General features: G+C 70.3%; 16 protein-coding genes. 10 read left to right on the forward strand and 6 right to left on the reverse strand.

Annotated features, from left to right (window positions below; all coding sequences use genetic code 11):
• The first annotated feature begins 140 nt into the window (after positions 1-140).
• The 6 genes from ACH4RC_RS06080 (at position 141) to ACH4RC_RS06105 (ending at position 5464) form a co-directional block, all read left to right on the forward strand.
• Entirely contained in the window at positions 141-2222 is a 2082-nt protein-coding gene (locus ACH4RC_RS06080) for a PhoH family protein (protein ID WP_398195840.1), read from the forward strand.
• 12 nt (positions 2223-2234) lie between these two features.
• Complete coding sequence (gene ybeY / locus ACH4RC_RS06085) at positions 2235-2732, forward strand: rRNA maturation RNase YbeY (RefSeq protein ID WP_398195843.1); 498 nt, start codon at positions 2235-2237, stop codon at positions 2730-2732.
• Positions 2729-4033 (forward strand): hemolysin family protein, encoded by a 1305-nt coding sequence (locus ACH4RC_RS06090; protein ID WP_398195846.1) that lies wholly within the window; start codon positions 2729-2731, stop codon positions 4031-4033. The genes ybeY and ACH4RC_RS06090 overlap by 4 nt, the downstream gene beginning before the upstream one ends.
• Entirely contained in the window at positions 4030-4386 is a 357-nt protein-coding gene (locus tag ACH4RC_RS06095) for an MmcQ/YjbR family DNA-binding protein (RefSeq protein ID WP_398195849.1), read from the forward strand. Before ACH4RC_RS06090 ends, ACH4RC_RS06095 begins: the two co-directional genes overlap by 4 nt.
• A 37-nt stretch (positions 4387-4423) precedes the next feature.
• Complete coding sequence (locus ACH4RC_RS06100; protein WP_398195852.1) at positions 4424-4777, forward strand: cytidine deaminase; 354 nt, start codon at positions 4424-4426, stop codon at positions 4775-4777.
• A 312-nt stretch (positions 4778-5089) separates the two neighbouring features.
• The gene (locus ACH4RC_RS06105) at positions 5090-5464 is read left to right on the forward strand and encodes a transglycosylase family protein (RefSeq protein WP_398195854.1); all 375 of its coding nucleotides are present in this window, start codon (positions 5090-5092) and stop codon (positions 5462-5464) included.
• 32 nt (positions 5465-5496) lie between these two features.
• On the opposite strand, the gene ACH4RC_RS06110 is transcribed toward ACH4RC_RS06105, so the two are convergent.
• Together ACH4RC_RS06110 and ACH4RC_RS06115 are read right to left on the reverse strand one after the other, a co-directional pair.
• Positions 5497-5835: a P-II family nitrogen regulator gene (locus ACH4RC_RS06110; RefSeq protein ID WP_398195856.1), complete on the reverse strand. Its 339-nt coding sequence runs from the start codon at positions 5833-5835 to the stop codon at positions 5497-5499.
• Positions 5832-7160, reverse strand: coding sequence for an ammonium transporter (locus tag ACH4RC_RS06115; RefSeq protein WP_398195858.1), 1329 nt, complete (start codon positions 7158-7160; stop codon positions 5832-5834). Before ACH4RC_RS06115 ends, ACH4RC_RS06110 begins: the two co-directional genes overlap by 4 nt.
• A 120-nt stretch (positions 7161-7280) precedes the next feature.
• On the opposite strand from ACH4RC_RS06115, the gene era reads away from it, so the two are divergent.
• The gene (gene era / locus ACH4RC_RS06120; RefSeq protein WP_398195861.1) at positions 7281-8231 is read left to right on the forward strand and encodes a GTPase Era; all 951 of its coding nucleotides are present in this window, start codon (positions 7281-7283) and stop codon (positions 8229-8231) included.
• Here the strand turns inward: era and ACH4RC_RS06125 are convergent.
• Entirely contained in the window at positions 8228-9061 is an 834-nt protein-coding gene (locus tag ACH4RC_RS06125; RefSeq protein WP_398195864.1) for a helix-turn-helix transcriptional regulator, read from the reverse strand. The two genes, era and ACH4RC_RS06125, sit on opposite strands and share 4 nt — an antisense overlap.
• A gap of 155 nt (positions 9062-9216) precedes the next feature.
• On the opposite strand from ACH4RC_RS06125, the gene ACH4RC_RS06130 reads away from it, so the two are divergent.
• Positions 9217-10071, forward strand: coding sequence for an NAD-dependent epimerase/dehydratase family protein (locus tag ACH4RC_RS06130; protein ID WP_398197809.1), 855 nt, complete (start codon positions 9217-9219; stop codon positions 10069-10071).
• Positions 10072-10519: 448 nt separating this feature from the next.
• Here ACH4RC_RS06130 and ACH4RC_RS06135 read toward each other — a convergent pair whose 3' ends face one another.
• The 3 genes from ACH4RC_RS06135 to ACH4RC_RS06145 all read right to left on the reverse strand — a co-directional run bounded on the left by ACH4RC_RS06135 (position 10520) and on the right by ACH4RC_RS06145 (position 12891).
• Complete coding sequence (locus tag ACH4RC_RS06135) at positions 10520-11347, reverse strand: GNAT family N-acetyltransferase (protein WP_398195867.1); 828 nt, start codon at positions 11345-11347, stop codon at positions 10520-10522.
• A 156-nt stretch (positions 11348-11503) separates the two neighbouring features.
• The gene (locus ACH4RC_RS06140) at positions 11504-11770 is read right to left on the reverse strand and encodes a protealysin inhibitor emfourin (RefSeq protein ID WP_398195870.1); all 267 of its coding nucleotides are present in this window, start codon (positions 11768-11770) and stop codon (positions 11504-11506) included.
• 32 nt (positions 11771-11802) lie between these two features.
• Positions 11803-12891 carry a M4 family metallopeptidase gene (locus tag ACH4RC_RS06145; protein WP_398195873.1) on the reverse strand — a complete coding sequence of 363 codons (1089 nt, stop codon included), beginning with the start codon at positions 12889-12891 and terminating at the stop codon, positions 11803-11805.
• Positions 12892-13195: 304 nt separating this feature from the next.
• Between ACH4RC_RS06145 and leuA the strand changes: the two genes are divergently transcribed.
• Both leuA and ACH4RC_RS06155 read left to right on the forward strand, forming a co-directional pair.
• Positions 13196-14917, forward strand: a complete 1722-nt coding sequence (gene leuA / locus ACH4RC_RS06150; RefSeq protein ID WP_398195875.1) for a 2-isopropylmalate synthase — start codon at positions 13196-13198, stop codon at positions 14915-14917.
• A 186-nt stretch (positions 14918-15103) separates the two neighbouring features.
• Entirely contained in the window at positions 15104-15802 is a 699-nt protein-coding gene (locus ACH4RC_RS06155) for a TerB family tellurite resistance protein (RefSeq protein WP_398195878.1), read from the forward strand.
• The last annotated feature ends 23 nt before the right edge of the window (positions 15803-15825 follow it).

Consider the following 15825-nt stretch of genomic DNA (forward strand, 5'->3'; position numbering starts at 1 on the left):
CCCCGGGTTCAGCGACAACGCGGGGCAACCGCCGAGCAGCGGCGCGAAAACACTTCGGGCTACCGAGCGGAGCGTCGTACGCTGGGAGGCACATCAGACATCGGCTGTCACAAGGAGAATGCGGCCCTCAGAGCCCGCCCATGACGCAGACACCATCCAGCGCACGCGCGCAGTTCACCGTCCCGGCCAAGCACCCGATGGTCGAGGTTCTGGGCTCCGGCGATGCTTTGTTGCGTGTGATCGAGGAGGCTTTCCCGGAGGCCGACATCCATGTCCGGGGCAATGAGATCAGCGCGACGGGCGAGCCCGGGGAAGTCGCTCTCGTTCAGCGCCTGTTCGACGAGATGATGCTGGTCCTGAGGACAGGGGCACCGATGACAGAGGACGCCGTGGAGCGGTCCATCGCCATGTTGAAGGCGTCGGAGAGCGGTCAGGGGGACGGGAGTGAGACTCCGGCCCAGGTGCTCACGCAGAACATTCTGTCCTCGCGCGGGCGGACCATCCGGCCGAAGACGCTGAACCAGAAGCGGTACGTCGACGCCATCGACAAGCACACCATCGTCTTCGGCATCGGGCCCGCCGGTACCGGCAAGACCTATCTGGCCATGGCGAAAGCTGTGCAGGCTCTTCAGTCCAAGCAGGTCAATCGCATCATCCTGACTCGGCCCGCCGTCGAGGCGGGGGAGCGGCTCGGGTTTCTGCCAGGGACGTTGTACGAGAAGATCGATCCTTATCTGCGGCCCCTGTACGACGCCCTGCACGACATGCTCGACCCGGATTCGATCCCGAGGCTGATGGCCGCGGGGACGATCGAGGTCGCGCCGCTCGCCTACATGCGTGGGCGTGCGCAGCCGCGCTTCACGAATGTCCTGACGCCGGACGGCTGGCGACCCATCGGTGACCTGCGCGTCGGTGACCTCGTCATCGGATCGAACGGTGAGCCGACCCCCGTCCTCGGTGTGTACCCGCAGGGTGAGAAGGACATTTACCGTGTCACCGCCCAGGACGGGTCCTGGACTCTGTGCTGCGGTGAGCACCTCTGGACGGTCAGGACACAGGACGACGCGCGCCGCGACAAGCCGTGGCGGGTCCTGGAGACCCAGGAGATGATCGGCAGCCTGCGGGCGGCGCACGCCCGTCGGTACGAGTTGCCGCTCCTGACCGCTCCGGTGGAGTTTCCCGAGCGGGCGGTTGCCATGGACCCGTACGCGCTGGGACTACTGCTGGGTGACGGCTGCATCACCGGAGAGACCACGCCTGGATCCGCGACCGGGGACGCGGAACTCACGGAGCGGCTCGAAGCCGTGTTGCCCGGTGCGAAGGTGCGGCACAAGGGAGGCGTCGACTCCGTCCTCGACCGAGTGCGGCAACCCGGGGAGGTCGTCACGGAGCTCATCGGTACCCGCTCTCACACCGAGTTCGTCCCCGACGACTACCTGTACAACACCGCCGAGGTACGCCTCGCGGTGCTCCAGGGGTTGCTCGACTCCGACGGCGTTCCGGTCACGCAGAAGGACCGCACCTGTCGGGTCCGGTTCTCGACGACGTCGATCCTGCTCCGCGACGACGTGATCGGCCTGGTCCAGTCGCTCGGCGGCGTCGCCCACACACGTCGCCGCCCGGCCGGGGAGCGCGAACAGGGCTCCGCACGGGCGGCCCACCGCCGCGACGCGCACGTCGTCGACATCCGTCTTCCCGAGGGCATCGAACCTTTCCGTCTCGCCCGCAAGCGCGACAAGTACCGCGGGGCCGGCGGCGGCGGACGCCCGATGCGCTTCATCGACAGCATCGAGCCGGCGGGGCGTGAGGAGGCCGTATGTATCCAGGTGGCCGCCGAGGACTCCCTGTATGTCACGCAGGACTACCTGCTGACGCACAACACCCTCAATGACGCCTTCATCATTCTCGACGAGGCCCAGAACACCAGCCCCGAGCAGATGAAGATGTTCCTCACCCGGCTCGGGTTCGACTCGAAGATCGTCATCACCGGTGACGTCACGCAGGTCGACCTGCCCAACGGGACGAAGAGCGGGTTGCGGCAGGTGCAGGACATCCTGGAGGGGCTCGACGACGTGCACTTCTCGCGGCTCTCCTCCCAGGATGTCGTCAGGCACAAGCTGGTCGGCCGTATCGTCGACGCGTACGAGAAGTACGACACCGAGAACGGTACGGAGAACGGCACCCGCAAGGGCCGCTCCTCCAGAGGGACCCAAGGAAAGTAGTTCGAGAGCCCCATGTCGATCGACGTCAACAACGAGTCCGGAACCGAGGTCGACGAGCAGGCGATCCTCGACATCGCCCGCTACGCGCTCGCGCGGATGCGTATCCACCCGCTCTCCGAGCTCTCGGTGATCGTCGTGGACGCCGACGCCATGGAGCAGCTGCACGTCCAGTGGATGGACCTGCCGGGGCCGACCGATGTCATGTCCTTCCCCATGGACGAGCTGCGGCCGCCCATGAAGGACGACGACGAGCCCCCGCAGGGCCTCCTCGGTGACATCGTGCTCTGTCCTGAGGTGGCCACGCGGCAGGGTGCCGAAGCGCCTACGCAGCACTCCATGGACGAGGAGCTCCAGCTCCTCACCGTGCACGGAGTGCTGCATCTGCTCGGTTACGACCACGAGGAGCCCGACGAGAAGGCCGAGATGTTCGGCCTCCAGGCCGCCATCGTGGACGGCTGGCGTGCGGAGAAGGGGCTGAGCGGGCCGTCTCCGGCGCCGACCGTGTCATGAGTCTCTCGCTGATCGCGGGCGCCGTCGCACTCGTCGTCGTCGCCTGGCTCGCCGCGTGCGCCGAGGCCGGTATCGCCCGTACCTCCAGTTTCCGCGCCGAGGAGGCCGTACGGTCCGGGCGGCGCGGCAGCGCCAAACTCGCCCAGGTCGCCGCCGATCCGACCCGGTATCTCAACGTCGCGCTGCTGGTGCGTGTGGCGTGTGAGATGGCCGCCGCCGCTCTCGTCACCTATGCGTGCCTCGAGGAGTTCGCCGCTACTTGGCAGGCGCTGCTCGTCGCCATCGGTGTGATGGTGCTCGTCTCGTATGTGGCGGTCGGGGTTTCGCCTCGGACCATCGGACGCCAGCATCCGCTCAATACCGCCACCGCGGCTTCTTATGTGTTGTTGCCGCTCGCTCGGGTCATGGGGCCGATTCCGCCGCTTCTCATTCTCATCGGTAACGCGCTGACGCCCGGCAAGGGGTTCCGGCGTGGGCCGTTCGCCTCCGAAGCCGAGTTGCGGGCCATGGTCGACCTCGCCGAGAAGGAGTCCCTCATCGAGGACGAGGAGCGCCGCATGGTGCACTCCGTCTTCGAGCTGGGGGACACGCTCGTGCGTGAGGTCATGGTGCCGCGTACCGATCTCGTCGTCATCGAGCGGTACAAGACCATCCGGCAGGCTCTCACGCTCGCCCTCCGGTCCGGGTTCTCCCGTATCCCGGTGGTCGGGGAGAGCGAGGATGACGTCGTCGGCATCGTTTATCTGAAGGACCTCGTTCGCAAGACCCATATCAACCGGGATTCCGAGGCCGAGCTCGTCTCCACCGCCATGCGGCCCGCCACCTTCGTGCCGGACACGAAGAACGCCGGTGACCTGCTGCGCGAGATGCAGCAGTTGCGCAACCACGTCGCCGTCGTCATCGACGAGTACGGCGGCACCGCCGGCATCGTCACCATCGAGGACATCCTCGAGGAGATCGTCGGCGAGATCACCGACGAGTACGACCGTGAGCTGCCGCCCGTCGAGGAGCTGGGCGACGACCGGTTCCGGGTCACCGCCCGGCTCGACATCGGGGACCTCGGTGAGCTGTACGGCATCGAGGAGTACGACGACGAGGACGTCGAGACCGTCGGCGGGCTGCTCGCCAAGGCGCTGGGGCGCGTTCCCATCGCCGGGGCCTCGTCGGTCGTCACCCTGCCCGACGAGCGGCGGCTGCGGCTCACCGCCGAGACCGCCGCCGGGCGACGGAACAAGATCGTGACCGTGCTCGTGGAGCCCGTACAGGCCGAGGACGAGAAGAAGGGGGAGGGCGGAGAGTGACGCCCAAGGAGCTGCGCGCCTTCTGTCTGTCGTTCAACGCGGCCGTTGAGGACTTTCCGTTCAATCCGGAGACGTCTGTCTTCAAGGTGCTCGGAAAGGTCTTCGCGCTCAGCTCCCTCGACGGGGTGCCCCTCACCGTCAATCTCAAGTGCGATCCCGAGGACGCCGTACGGCTGCGCGAGGAGTACGAGGGTGTCGTCGTGCCCGGCTGGCACATGAACAAGCGGCACTGGAACACCGTGACCGTGGGCGAGCTTCCGGACCGGATGGTGCGGGAGCTCGTCGAGGACTCGTACGACCTCGTCGTGGCCGGGCTGCCGCGCGCCGAGCGGCTGCGGCTCGACCGGCCCTGAGCGCTTTTGGCCCCGGGCCTCTCCTTATGCTCACCCCATGACTGAGAGCACCGACCTCGGCCCCGAGGACCGCAAGATCGTCACCCTGGCCCGTTCCGCGCGGGCCCGCAACGGTGTGCCCGAGGGCGCCGCCGTGCGCGACGAGACCGGGCGTACGTACGTCGCAGGCACCGTCGCCCTGGACTCCCTGAAGCTCAGCGCGCTGCGTACCGCCGTCGCCATGGCCGTCGCCTCCGGCGCGCAGTCCCTGGAGGCCGCCGCCGTCGTCTCCGGCGCCGACGCCCTGCCCGAGGAGGACGTGGCCGCCGTACGCGATCTGGGCGGCGCCGGTACGCCGGTCTTCCTCGCGGGGGCCGACGGAAATGTGCGGGACACCGTTCGGGCCGGCTGAGAATTGTGGGGACCGTCACATTCGCCCAGGTCAGGGGCGTCGGTCCCCGTACGCACCGGTGAACGGCGGCCGGGGCCCGGGGCTCCATGGAGGGCGTCCGGGACTTTCGGCCCGGGGCTACCGGCCCTGGCAGGGGCGGGGCCCGGGCAGGGACCGAGGTCCTTGCGGAAGGGCCTGCGACCCCTGGGACGGGGCGGGGTCCGCGGGCCATGGTGGAGCGGTCGCCCGGCGCAGCAAGCGTTCGACAGCGTCCCCGGATTCAAAGCCGGGGGGTGCGCCGCGGCCGTCACCGTCCCCGAACAAAGGCTTCTCGTGATCTTCTCCGCCCGCAACACCGCTGCCCGTACCTCCCGCGTCCGCCGTCTCGCCGCCACCGGTGCTCTCGCCGGTGCCGCGGGCGCCATGGTGATCGCGGGTACGAGCTCGGCCTCCGCGGCGACGAGCGCCCCCGCGCACAACTGGGACGCCGTCGCCCAGTGCGAGTCCAGCGGCGACTGGGCAGCCGACACCGGCAACGGCTTCTCCGGCGGTCTGCAGTTCACGTCGTCCACCTGGTCCGCGTACGGCGGCACCAAGTACGCGGCGTCCGCGCACCTCGCCACCAAGGCCGAGCAGATCTCCGTCGCCGAGAAGGTGCTCGCCGCCCAGGGGCAGAACGCCTGGCCCGTCTGCGGCAAGAACCTCTGAGACGGACGAGCGACACAGGGGCCCGGACCGGCCTAGACCGCGTCCGGGCCCCTTTCGCCTGTCCGGACGCGGATCACGCTCTCCACCGGTACCGCCCACACCTTGCCGTCGCCGATCTTGCCCGTGCGCGCGGCGCGGACGATCGCGTCCATCGCCGGTTCCGCGTCCGCGTCGTCGACCACGACCTCGATCCGCACCTTCGGTACGAGGTCGACCTGGTACTCCGCGCCCCGGTACACCTCGGTGTGCCCGCGCTGGCGCCCGTATCCGCTGGCCTCCGTCACGGTCAGACCGTCCACGCCCAGCTCCTGCAACGCCGTCTTGACCTCGTCCAGGCGGAACGGTTTGACGACCGCGGTGATCAGCTTCATGGCGCGACCTTTCGGGCGGCGGGGGCGGACGCGGGGTGGACCGTGGCGCCCAGGACGCCGTGATCGTACGCACTCTCCGCGTGCACCGTCTGGTCCAGGCCCGTCAGCTCCTCCTCGGCCGACGCCCGGAAGCCCATCAGCTTGTGGATGGCCTTCCCGATCCCGTACGTCACCAGGAACGTGTACGCCGCCACGACCAGGACGGCCAGGAGCTGTCTGCCCAGCTGGCCGAGGCCGCCCCCGTACAGCAGGCCCTCCTTCGCCGTCGAGCCCGTCATCGCCGATGTCGCGAACAGGCCGATCAGCAGGGTGCCCACCACCCCGCCCACGAAGTGCACGCCGACCACGTCGAGCGAGTCGTCGTAGTGGAGCTTGAGCTTCCAGGCCACCGCGTACGAGCAGATGACGCCCGCCGCCAGGCCGACCACCGCCGCGCCCACGACGCCCACCACGCCGCACGCCGGGGTGATCGCCACCAGGCCCGCCACCGCGCCGGACGCGGCGCCGAACGTCGTCGGGTGGCCGTCGCGCTTCTGCTCCACGAAGAGCCAGCCGAGCAGGCCCGTGCAACCCGCGATCAGGGTGTTGAAGAGGGAGGCGGCGGCGAGGCCGTTCGCGCCGAGGGCCGAGCCGCCGTTGAAGCCGAGCCAGCCGAACCAGAGCAGGCCCGCGCCCATGACGACCATGGGGAGGTTGTGCGGGCGCATCGCCTCCTTCTTGAAGCCCGCGCGCGGGCCCAGGACCAGGCACAGGGCCAGGCCGGACGCGCCCGACGCGATCTCGACCACCAGGCCGCCCGCGAAGTCGAGCGTTCCCAGGTGGTGGCCGATCCAGCCGCCGGGGCCCCAGACCCAGTGCGCCACCGGGACGTATACGAGCAGCGCCCACACCGGGACGAAGACCAGCCACGCGGCGAACTTCGTGCGGTCCGCGACGGCTCCGCTGATCAGCGCCGCCGTGATGATCGCGAACGTCAGCTGGAAGGTGGTGAAGAGGAAGGTGGGGACCGTGCCGGTGAGGGACTGCGGGCCGATGCCCGCCATGCCCGCGTGCTCCAGGCCGCCGATCAGGCCCGCGAACGTGTCGTCGCCGAAGGCGAGCGAATAGCCCGCCACCAGCCAGACCACCGTCACGAGCGCGATCGAGACGAAGCTCATCATGAGCATGTTGAGGACGCTCTTCGAGCGGACCATACCGCCGTAGAACAGCGCCAGACCGGGGGTCATGAGGAGGACCAGGGCCGTGGCGGCGAGCAGCCAGGCGGTGTCGCCGGAGTCCAGGGCGGGGGCCGCGAGGGGGCCGGACATGACGGTCGTGGCAGGCATGCGCTTCAGCGTCACCGCTCCGCGTTTCCGATTCCGTACCCCGACGTTTCCGACGTGTTTCGTGTTGCCGGGGCGTTACCGGGACCTCTCGGTGCTCGTGTGCGTTCGGGATCAGGGACAATGGGCGCCATGAGCGTTCACACCCCCGCCGCCGGATCCGCCCATCGCGCCGGCTTCGCCTGCTTCGTCGGCCGTCCCAACGCGGGCAAGTCCACCCTCACGAACGCTCTGGTCGGCAAGAAGGTGGCCATCACCGCCGACCAGCCGCAGACCACGCGCCACACCGTGCGCGGCATCGTGCACCGCGACGACGCGCAGCTGATCCTCGTGGACACCCCGGGGCTCCACAAGCCGCGCACACTGCTCGGCGAGCGGCTCAACGACGTGGTGCGCACGACGTGGGCCGAGGTCGACGTCATCGGCTTCTGCCTGCCCGCCAACGAGAAGATCGGGCCCGGCGACCGGTTCATCGCCAAGGAACTGGCGTCCATCAAGAAGACGCCGAAGATCGCCGTCGTCACCAAGACCGACCTCGTCGACAGCAAGGCCCTCGCCGAGCAGCTCATCGCCATCGACCAGCTCGGCAAGGAGCTCGGCTTCGAGTGGGCGGAGATCATCCCGGTCTCGGCCGTCGCCGACCAGCAGGTCGGCCTGCTCGCCGATCTGCTCGTGCCGCTGCTCCCCGAGGGGCCCGCGCTCTACCCCGAGGGCGACCTCACCGACGAGCCCGAGCAGGTCATGGTCGCGGAGCTGATCCGCGAGGCCGCGCTCGAAGGCGTCCGGGACGAGCTGCCGCACTCCATCGCCGTCGTCGTCGAGGAGATGCTGCCGCGCGAGGACCGGCCCGCCGACAAGCCGCTCCTCGACATCCACGCCTTCGTCTACATCGAGCGGCCCAGCCAGAAGGGCATCATCATCGGCCCCAAGGGCGAGCGCCTGAAGAAGGTCGGCATCAAGTCCCGCAAGCAGATCGAGGCGCTGCTCGGCACGCCCGTCTTCCTCGACCTGCACGTGAAGGTCGCCAAGGACTGGCAGCGCGACCCGCGTCAGCTCCGCAAGCTCGGCTTCTAGCGGATCGTCGGGGTGAGGTCCTGGAGGCCTATCACCCTCAGCAGTTCCAGACGCTCGTACGTGTCCGTGCCCGGCCGCGCCGAGTGCACCACGAGCTGCTGGTCGTGTCCGTCGCTCAGCAGCACCTCGCAGTCCAGGTCCAGTAGCCCGACCACCGGATGCAGGAAACGCTTCGTCGACGCGTGCCGCACCGCCACGACGTGTGACTCCCACACTTCGGCGAAGTGCGCGTCGCTCGCCCGGAGTTCGGCCACCAGCGCGGCCGGGCCCGGGTCGTCCGGGCGCGCCCCGACGACGGCCCGCAGGTGCGCCACGTGGGCGCGGGCGTGCGTCGCGTAGTCCTCCGCCGGGACCATGGCGCGCACGGCCGGGTCCGTGAAGTAGCGGCGCACCAGGTTCTCGCCCGTGTGCTCGCCCGACAGGGCCACCGCCATCGTGTTCTGCGCGAGCACCTCGCCCCAGTCGCTCAGCACCTGCGCCGGCAGGTCGTGCAGCCGGTCCAGGATCAGCAGCAGGCCCGGCCGGACGTGCGCCGACGAGCCGCCTGCGCGCGGGGGCTCCTCGCCCGCCAGGTGGAAGAGGTGGTCGCGTTCGTCCGCCGTCAGGCGCAGTGCGCGTGCGAGGGCGGCCAGCATCTGGCGTGAAGGGTGTGAGCCGCGGCGCTGTTCGAGCCGCGTGTAGTAGTCGACGGACATCCCCGCCAGCTGCGCCACCTCCTCGCGGCGCAGGCCCGGCGTACGGCGCCGGGCGCCTGCCGTCAGGCCCACGTCCGAGGGGGCCAGGCGGGTGCGGGCGCGGCGCAGGAAATCGGCGAGTTCGACACGGTTCACCTCTTCAGGGTCGCGCGGGCCGCCCGGCTTATCCAGGGCGTGCCGGTCCCTGGATAAGCGCGTCTCTCCCGCTTGTGCGCTGCCGCGCCGAGGGTGGTGTCCATGGCAACGACGACTACGACGACTACGACGACTACGACGACACGGAGGCGGCCATGCTGACATTGGTGACAGGTGCGACAGGGCAGGTCGGCAAGCGGTTCGTGCCCCGGCTGCTGCAGAGCGCGGCGCCCGGCGACGAGGTCCGGGTCCTGGTGCGGGACGCGTCCCGCGCGGAACGGTTCGCCGAGCTGGGCGCGCAGGTGGTGGTCGGCGATCTGCGGGACGCCGAGGTGCTCGGCAAGGCGACGGCCGGGGCGGACGCGGTGGTCAACGTCGCCGCGGCGTTCCGCGGCGTGCCGGACGAGGAGGCCCGCGCGGTCAACCGGGACGCGGCGATCGAGCTGGGCCGCGCGGCGGTGGCCTCCGGCGTAGGCAGGTTTGTGCAGGTCAGCACGGGGCTTGTGTACGGGGCTGGGCGCGGGCGGCCCTTGGTGGAGTCCGACGCGACCGTGCCGGGCGGGGCCATGTGGGGCGCGTACCCCGAGTCCAAGTGGGAGGCGGAGCGGGCCCTGGCGGCGCTGGACGGCCTCTCGGACCTGCGCATCGGGCGGCTCCCCTTCGTCTACGGCGACGGCGATCCCCATCTGGCCAACGCGATGCAATGGGCTCCGCACTGGCCCGCCACCCAGCGCCTCCACATGGGCCACCACGCGGACGTCGCCCAGGGTCTCCAGCGCCTTCTGTACGCGCCTGGCGCCCAGGGCGTCTACAACATCGCGGATGACGCTCCGCTGACGACGGTGGACGTGTACGCCCTGAACGGCCTTCCGGTGCCGCCCGCCCTGTACGAGAAGACGGACCCGGATCCCTGGCGAGCGGTGATGTCCACGTCCCGTGTCCGCCGGGAACTGGGGTACCGCCCGTTCTACCCGTCGGTCTGGGTGGCCCAGGACATGGGCGCCCTGTAGCGGGTCCCGGCCGGGGGCGCGCCCAGCCACGACGATGCCGCACCCGGCAACGACGCGAACCCCCGGGGCTCCGCCCCGGCCCCCGCTCCTCAATCGCCGGAGGGGCTTGACCGGCCCAGGACATGGGCGCCCTGTAGCGGGTCCCGGCCGGGGGCGCGCCCAGCCACGACGACGCCGCACCCGGCAACGACGCGAACCCCCGGGGCTCCGCCCCGGCCCCCGCTCCTCAATCGCCGGAGGGGCTTGACCGGCCCAGGACATGGGCGCCCTGTAGCGGGTCCCGGCCGGGGGCGCGCCCAGCCACGACGACGCCGCACCCGGCAACGACGCGAACCCCCGGGGCTCCGCCCCGGCCCCCGCTCCTCGATCGCCGGAGGGGCTTGACCGGCCCAGGGGCGCGGGGAACTGCGCGATCAGCCACGGCGGTGTCGCACCCGCCGGAGAATCCTCAGTCCTCTGACGCGGACGCGATCATCGCCGTGCCCACGGGCTCGAAACCCAGCCGCGCGTAGACCCGGGCGACATCATCGTCCCCGGCCGACAGGAACACCGTAGAGATGCCGGAGGCCACCGCCTCGGAGACCAGGGCGGCCGTCACCGCCAGACCCAGCCCCCGCCGCCGCGCCGCGGGCAACGTACCGACGCCCGCGACCTCCGTCACGTCGCCGACGGGCAAGTGCATGCCGGAGCAGAGGACGACCCCGTCCTCGACGGCGGCGGCGAGGACGAGGCGGCCGGCGCGGATGCGCTCCTGGTGCTCGGGGACGCTCCCGTCCCCGGCGCGTTCGACGACCATCGCCGAGAGCTCCGCACCCCCGGCGGAGCCCACCGCCGTGCCGGGCTGCGCGAACGCCACGTACGGCAGCGCGAGCGCGGCGGCGAGGAACGGGTCCCGCGCGTCGAGGACCCGGACCAGGGGATGCGGGCCGGGGAGCGGAGCGGCCGCGTCCCGCGCCATCAGCGGATGCTCGCTGACCTGCAGCCCGGCCTCCTCGACGGCCGCCCGCATGCCGGGCGTCGTCTCCGCCACCCACTCGAACGCCTCGGGCGCACCGAGTTCCCGTTGCCGCGCGCGGACGGCGCGTACGTCGGCGGCGCCGGGCGGTGGCGCGTCGGGGCGGAGCGCGGGCCGCGCGTAATACGGCCAGCCCGGCCCTTCGCGGACGAAGAGCGTGAGCGAACCGTGCTCCTCGACGCGGGCGGCGGCGCGCGGCACGGCGTCGTAGTACCGCTCCAGGCGGCCGAGAAGAGGGGTATGTGCGTCGACTTTGGTCACAGGCGCGGAGGCTACGTCATACCCCTCGATCCACCGACCGGATTTTCTGGACCAGGAGCGCCCCGAGCAGACCCACGGCCGCCGCCACCAGATACAGCGTCCGGTAACCGCCCAGGTGGTTCACCACGAAGTCAACGCCCCAGCGGCGGACGGGACTTACGCTCCTTCTTTGAGTACGCGCGTGATCAGTCTGCGCTGTTCCTCGGTGAGCCGGGGATCCGCGCAGTACACGGTCTTCCCGTCCACGGTGAGGGTGTAGCTGAACCCGTCGGGGACCCCGACGGGTGGCGTGCCCCGGCCGGCGGCCAGCGCCTTCTCGGCCAGGGCATGCCACTCATGGGCGTCGGTGCGGCCGGCCGTGTCGACCTCCGCGTGGCGGTCGATCCCGGCGAAGCCGCCCGTGCGTGAGACGTGGATACGCATGGGTCCCTGTCTACCCCAATCCGCCGCGACGGTCAGTGCGTCGGCACGCCGACCTGTTCCCACGCCTTCAGGACGGACTGGTACTCCTCGCCGCCGCCGTAGCGGGCCTGCGCGCTCTTCACCGTCGCCTTCGCGAAGTCGGGGAAGAGGGCGTCCTGCTTCAGCTCGCCGCCGGTCAGGGTGTCGAACCAGATCTGTCCGGCCCGCTCCCACGCGTTGCCGCCGAGGGTCTCGGCGAGGATGTAGAAGGCGTGGTTGGGGATGCCGGAGTTGATGTGCACGCCGCCGTTGTCCCGGCCGGTCCTGACGTAGTGGGCCATGTCGGCGGGTTGCGGGTCCTTGCCGAGCACGTCGTCGTCGTAGGCCGTGCCGGGGGCCTTCATGGAGCGCAGGGCGACGCCGGTGACGTCCGGGGCGAGCAGGCCCGCGCCGATCAGCCAGTCGGCCTCGGCGGCGGTCTGGCCGAGCGAGTACTGCTTGATGAGGGAGCCGAAGACGTCGGACATCGACTCGTTGAGGGCGCCGGGCTGCCCGAAGTACGTCAGGTTCGCCGTGTACTGCGTGACGCCGTGGGTCAGCTCGTGGCCGATGACGTCGATGGGGATGGTGAAGTCGAGGAAGATTTCGCCGTCCCCGTCGCCGAACACCATCTGCTCGCCGTTCCAGAACGCGTTGTTGTAGTCCTGGTCGTAGTGGACCGTCGCGTCGAGCGCCAGGCCCTCGCCGTCGATGGAGAAACGGCCGTACTTCTGGAGGTAGAGCTCGAAGGTCGCGCCGAGGCCCGCGTACGCGCGGTTGACGGTCGCGTCCTGGCCGGGCTCGTCCCCCTCGCCGCGGACCTTGCGGCCCGGCAGGTCGGTGCGGTGCTGGGCGTCGTAGAGGGTGCGGCGGGGTGACTGGTCGGCGTCCGCGGTGGACGGCGGGGCGGCGGAGGGGGCACCGAGGACGGTGGTCATCCGCCGGCGGGTGCGCTCGAAGGCGTCGCGCTCGAGGCTCTTGCGGGCCTTGACCGCGACCGCGCGGTTCTCGGACTGGGCGACCTGGTCCTGGAGGTGGGGCGGCACGATCGTGCAGAAAACGGGCTCGAACCCCTTCGGGTTCCCCGTTGGGTTGGCGGTCATGCGCAGCAATGTGGCACTGGGTCATGCCGCTGTCACTACCTGCGACCATGATTAGCGAAATAGAGGTATTGATCACCCCTTACCCGTCATGCGGCCTCCGTCTCGGGTATGGACGGTCCCGCATACTGATACGGGCCTTCGTGTCCGGCGCGTCTCGGTTAGAGTGCGGAGCATCATGCGTTTCGGGTTGCTTCTCCTTAGCTGCCGCGGCGAGGGCCTGTAGTCGAGGCCGACCCCCTCCCCGCGGAGTTTGGCGTTGCGCCGTCGGCCGCCTTACCGGCCACCCTCGAGGAGCCCCACGCATATGCCGAACTTCCAGCGCCCCACGTCGATGCCGATCCACAAGTACGGCCAGTACGACCAGGTGGACATCGCCGACCGCACCTGGCCGCAGAACCGGATCACGAAGGCGCCCCGCTGGCTCTCCACCGACCTGCGCGACGGCAACCAGGCGCTGATCGACCCCATGTCCCCGGCGCGCAAGCGTGAGATGTTCGACCTGCTGGTCCGCATGGGCTACAAGGAGATCGAGGTCGGCTTCCCCTCGTCCGGCCAGACCGACTTCGATTTCGTACGGTCGATCATCGAGGACCCGGACGCCATCCCGGACGACGTGACGATCTCCGTACTGACCCAGGCCCGCGAGGAGCTGATCGCGCGGACCGTCGAGTCCCTGGTCGGCGCCAAGCGCGCCACGGTCCATCTGTACAACGCGACGGCGCCGGTCTGGCGCGAGGTCGTCTTCCGCGGCTCCAAGGACGCCGTCAAGCAGATCGCCGTCGACGGTACGCGGCTGGTCATGGAGTACGCGGAGAAGCTGCTCGGCCCCGAGACGGTCTTCGGCTACCAGTACAGCCCGGAGATCTTCACCGACACCGAGCTGGACTTCGCCCTGGAGGTCTGCGAGGCCGTCTGCGACGAGTGGCAGCCGGGCCCGGATCGCGAGATCATCCTGAACCTGCCCGCCACCGTCGAGCGCTCCACCCCGTCCACGCACGCGGACCGCTTCGAGTGGATGAGCCGCAACCTGACGCGCCGCGCGTACGTCTGCCTGTCCGTGCACCCGCACAACGACCGGGGCACCGCCGTCGCCGCCGCCGAGCTGGCGCTGATGGCCGGCGCCGACCGTATCGAGGGCTGCCTGTTCGGCCAGGGCGAGCGCACCGGCAACGTCGACCTGGTGACGCTGGGCATGAACCTGTTCTCGCAGGGCGTCGACCCGCAGATCGACTTCTCGGAGATCGACGAGATCCGCCGCACCGCCGAGTACTGCACCCAGATGGAGGTCCACCCGCGCCACCCCTACGCGGGCGACCTGGTCTACACCGCCTTCTCCGGCTCCCACCAGGACGCCATCAAGAAGGGCTTCGAGGCGATGGAGAACCGCGCCGCGAAGGCCGGGAAGACCGTCGACGACATCGAGTGGGCCGTCCCGTACCTGCCGATCGACCCGAAGGACGTCGGCCGCTCCTACGAGGCCGTCATCCGCGTCAACTCGCAGTCCGGCAAGGGCGGTATCGCCTACGTCCTGAAGAACGACCACAGCCTGGACCTGCCGCGCCGTATGCAGGTCGAGTTCTCCAAGGTCATCCAGTTGAAGACGGACGCCGAGGGCGGCGAGGTCACGCCCAAGGACATCTGGAACATCTTCCGCGACGAGTACCTGCCGAACCCCGAGAACCCGTGGGGCCGCATCCAGGTCAAGGCCGGTCAGACGACCACGGACACCGACGGCGTCGACACGCTGACCGTCGAGGCCGAGGTCGACGGTGCCGAGCAGGTCCTGGTCGGCACCGGCAACGGTCCGATCTCCGCGTTCTTCCACGCGCTGCAGGGCATCGGCATCGACGCCCGCCTGCTGGACTACCAGGAGCACACGATGAGCGAGGGCGCCTCCGCCGTCGCCGCCTCCTACATCGAGGTCGCCATCGGCGACAAGGTTCTGTGGGGCATCGGGATCGACGCGAATACGACACGTGCGTCGCTGAAGGCGGTCGTCTCGGCGGTCAACCGCTCCGCCCGCTGACCCGGCTGAGCTGCGCGTTCGCGGCCCCGTACACCTTTTGTGGGTGTGCGGGGCCGTGTCGTGTCTCGGCCAGTGGGCCCACCTTTCGTGACCTGGGCGTGACCAAGGTACTGACGCCGAGCGGGCAATGTGGCTAACATCACGCCAACGCCGCGATGTTGCGGCGCCGTCAGGGAGGTGTGCGACGTGCTGCCGATTTGGGGACGTATGCGACGAACCGGGAACTCGCGGGTTCTGGGCGTGCACACCACATGGACCACCGTCGGGGACGGGGAGTTCTTCTGCCCGGGCTGCGGTGGTGACCGCAACTACCAGCGGTGCACGGGCCGCCGCCGCTTCACCGTACTGGGCGTCCCTGTGGTGCCGCGCGGCGAGACCGGGCCCGTCGTCCAGTGCGCCGCCTGCGAGGACCGGTTCGGCACGGACGCGCTCGACCATCCGACCACGCACCGCTTCTCCGGCATGCTGCGCGACGCCGTGCACACGGTCGTCCTGGCCGTGCTCGCGGTGGGCGGCTCCACCTCCCGCCCCTCGCTCGAGTGCGCCGTCGGGGTGTTGCGCACGGCCGGGTTCGAGGACTGCTCCGAAGTCCAACTGGCCGCACTCGTCGAAGGGTTGGTCACCGACGCCGGTCGCCTTCCCGAGCACTGCGGGCCCGGCGCCGGCCTGGCCATAGAGCTGCACGAGGCCCTCGACCCGCTCGCCCAGCACCTCGCCCCGGCAGGACGCGAATCGATCCTGCTGCAAGGCGCCCGGATCGCCCTGGCCGACGGCCCGTACTCGGCCGCGGAGCGGGACGTCCTGGGGACGGTCGGGGCGGCGCTGACCATGTGCACGGACGAGGTGAGCCGCCTGCTCGCGGTGGCGGCGCGGACGCCCAGCTGACGCGATCGCCGGAGGGGCCCGAC

The organism is Streptomyces sp. NPDC016845, assembly GCF_044332585.1.
Classification (GTDB): domain Bacteria; phylum Actinomycetota; class Actinomycetes; order Streptomycetales; family Streptomycetaceae; genus Streptomyces.

Bases quoted from the DNA above. Each gene is read 5' to 3' on its own strand.
- ACH4RC_RS06080 (WP_398195840.1), top strand. From the start codon at position 141: ATGACGCAGACACCATCCAGCGCACGCGCGCAGTTCACCGTCCCGGCC.
- ybeY (WP_398195843.1), top strand. From the start codon at position 2,235: ATGTCGATCGACGTCAACAACGAGTCCGGAACCGAGGTCGACGAGCAG.
- ACH4RC_RS06090 (WP_398195846.1), top strand. From the start codon at position 2,729: ATGAGTCTCTCGCTGATCGCGGGCGCCGTCGCACTCGTCGTCGTCGCC.
- ACH4RC_RS06100 (WP_398195852.1), top strand. From the start codon at position 4,424: ATGACTGAGAGCACCGACCTCGGCCCCGAGGACCGCAAGATCGTCACC.
- ACH4RC_RS06110 (WP_398195856.1), bottom strand. From the start codon at position 5,835: ATGAAGCTGATCACCGCGGTCGTCAAACCGTTCCGCCTGGACGAGGTC.
- ACH4RC_RS06115 (WP_398195858.1), bottom strand. From the start codon at position 7,160: ATGCCTGCCACGACCGTCATGTCCGGCCCCCTCGCGGCCCCCGCCCTG.
- era (WP_398195861.1), top strand. From the start codon at position 7,281: ATGGGCGCCATGAGCGTTCACACCCCCGCCGCCGGATCCGCCCATCGC.
- ACH4RC_RS06130 (WP_398197809.1), top strand. From the start codon at position 9,217: ATGCTGACATTGGTGACAGGTGCGACAGGGCAGGTCGGCAAGCGGTTC.
- ACH4RC_RS06140 (WP_398195870.1), bottom strand. From the start codon at position 11,770: ATGCGTATCCACGTCTCACGCACGGGCGGCTTCGCCGGGATCGACCGC.
- ACH4RC_RS06145 (WP_398195873.1), bottom strand. From the start codon at position 12,891: ATGACCGCCAACCCAACGGGGAACCCGAAGGGGTTCGAGCCCGTTTTC.
- leuA (WP_398195875.1), top strand. From the start codon at position 13,196: ATGCCGAACTTCCAGCGCCCCACGTCGATGCCGATCCACAAGTACGGC.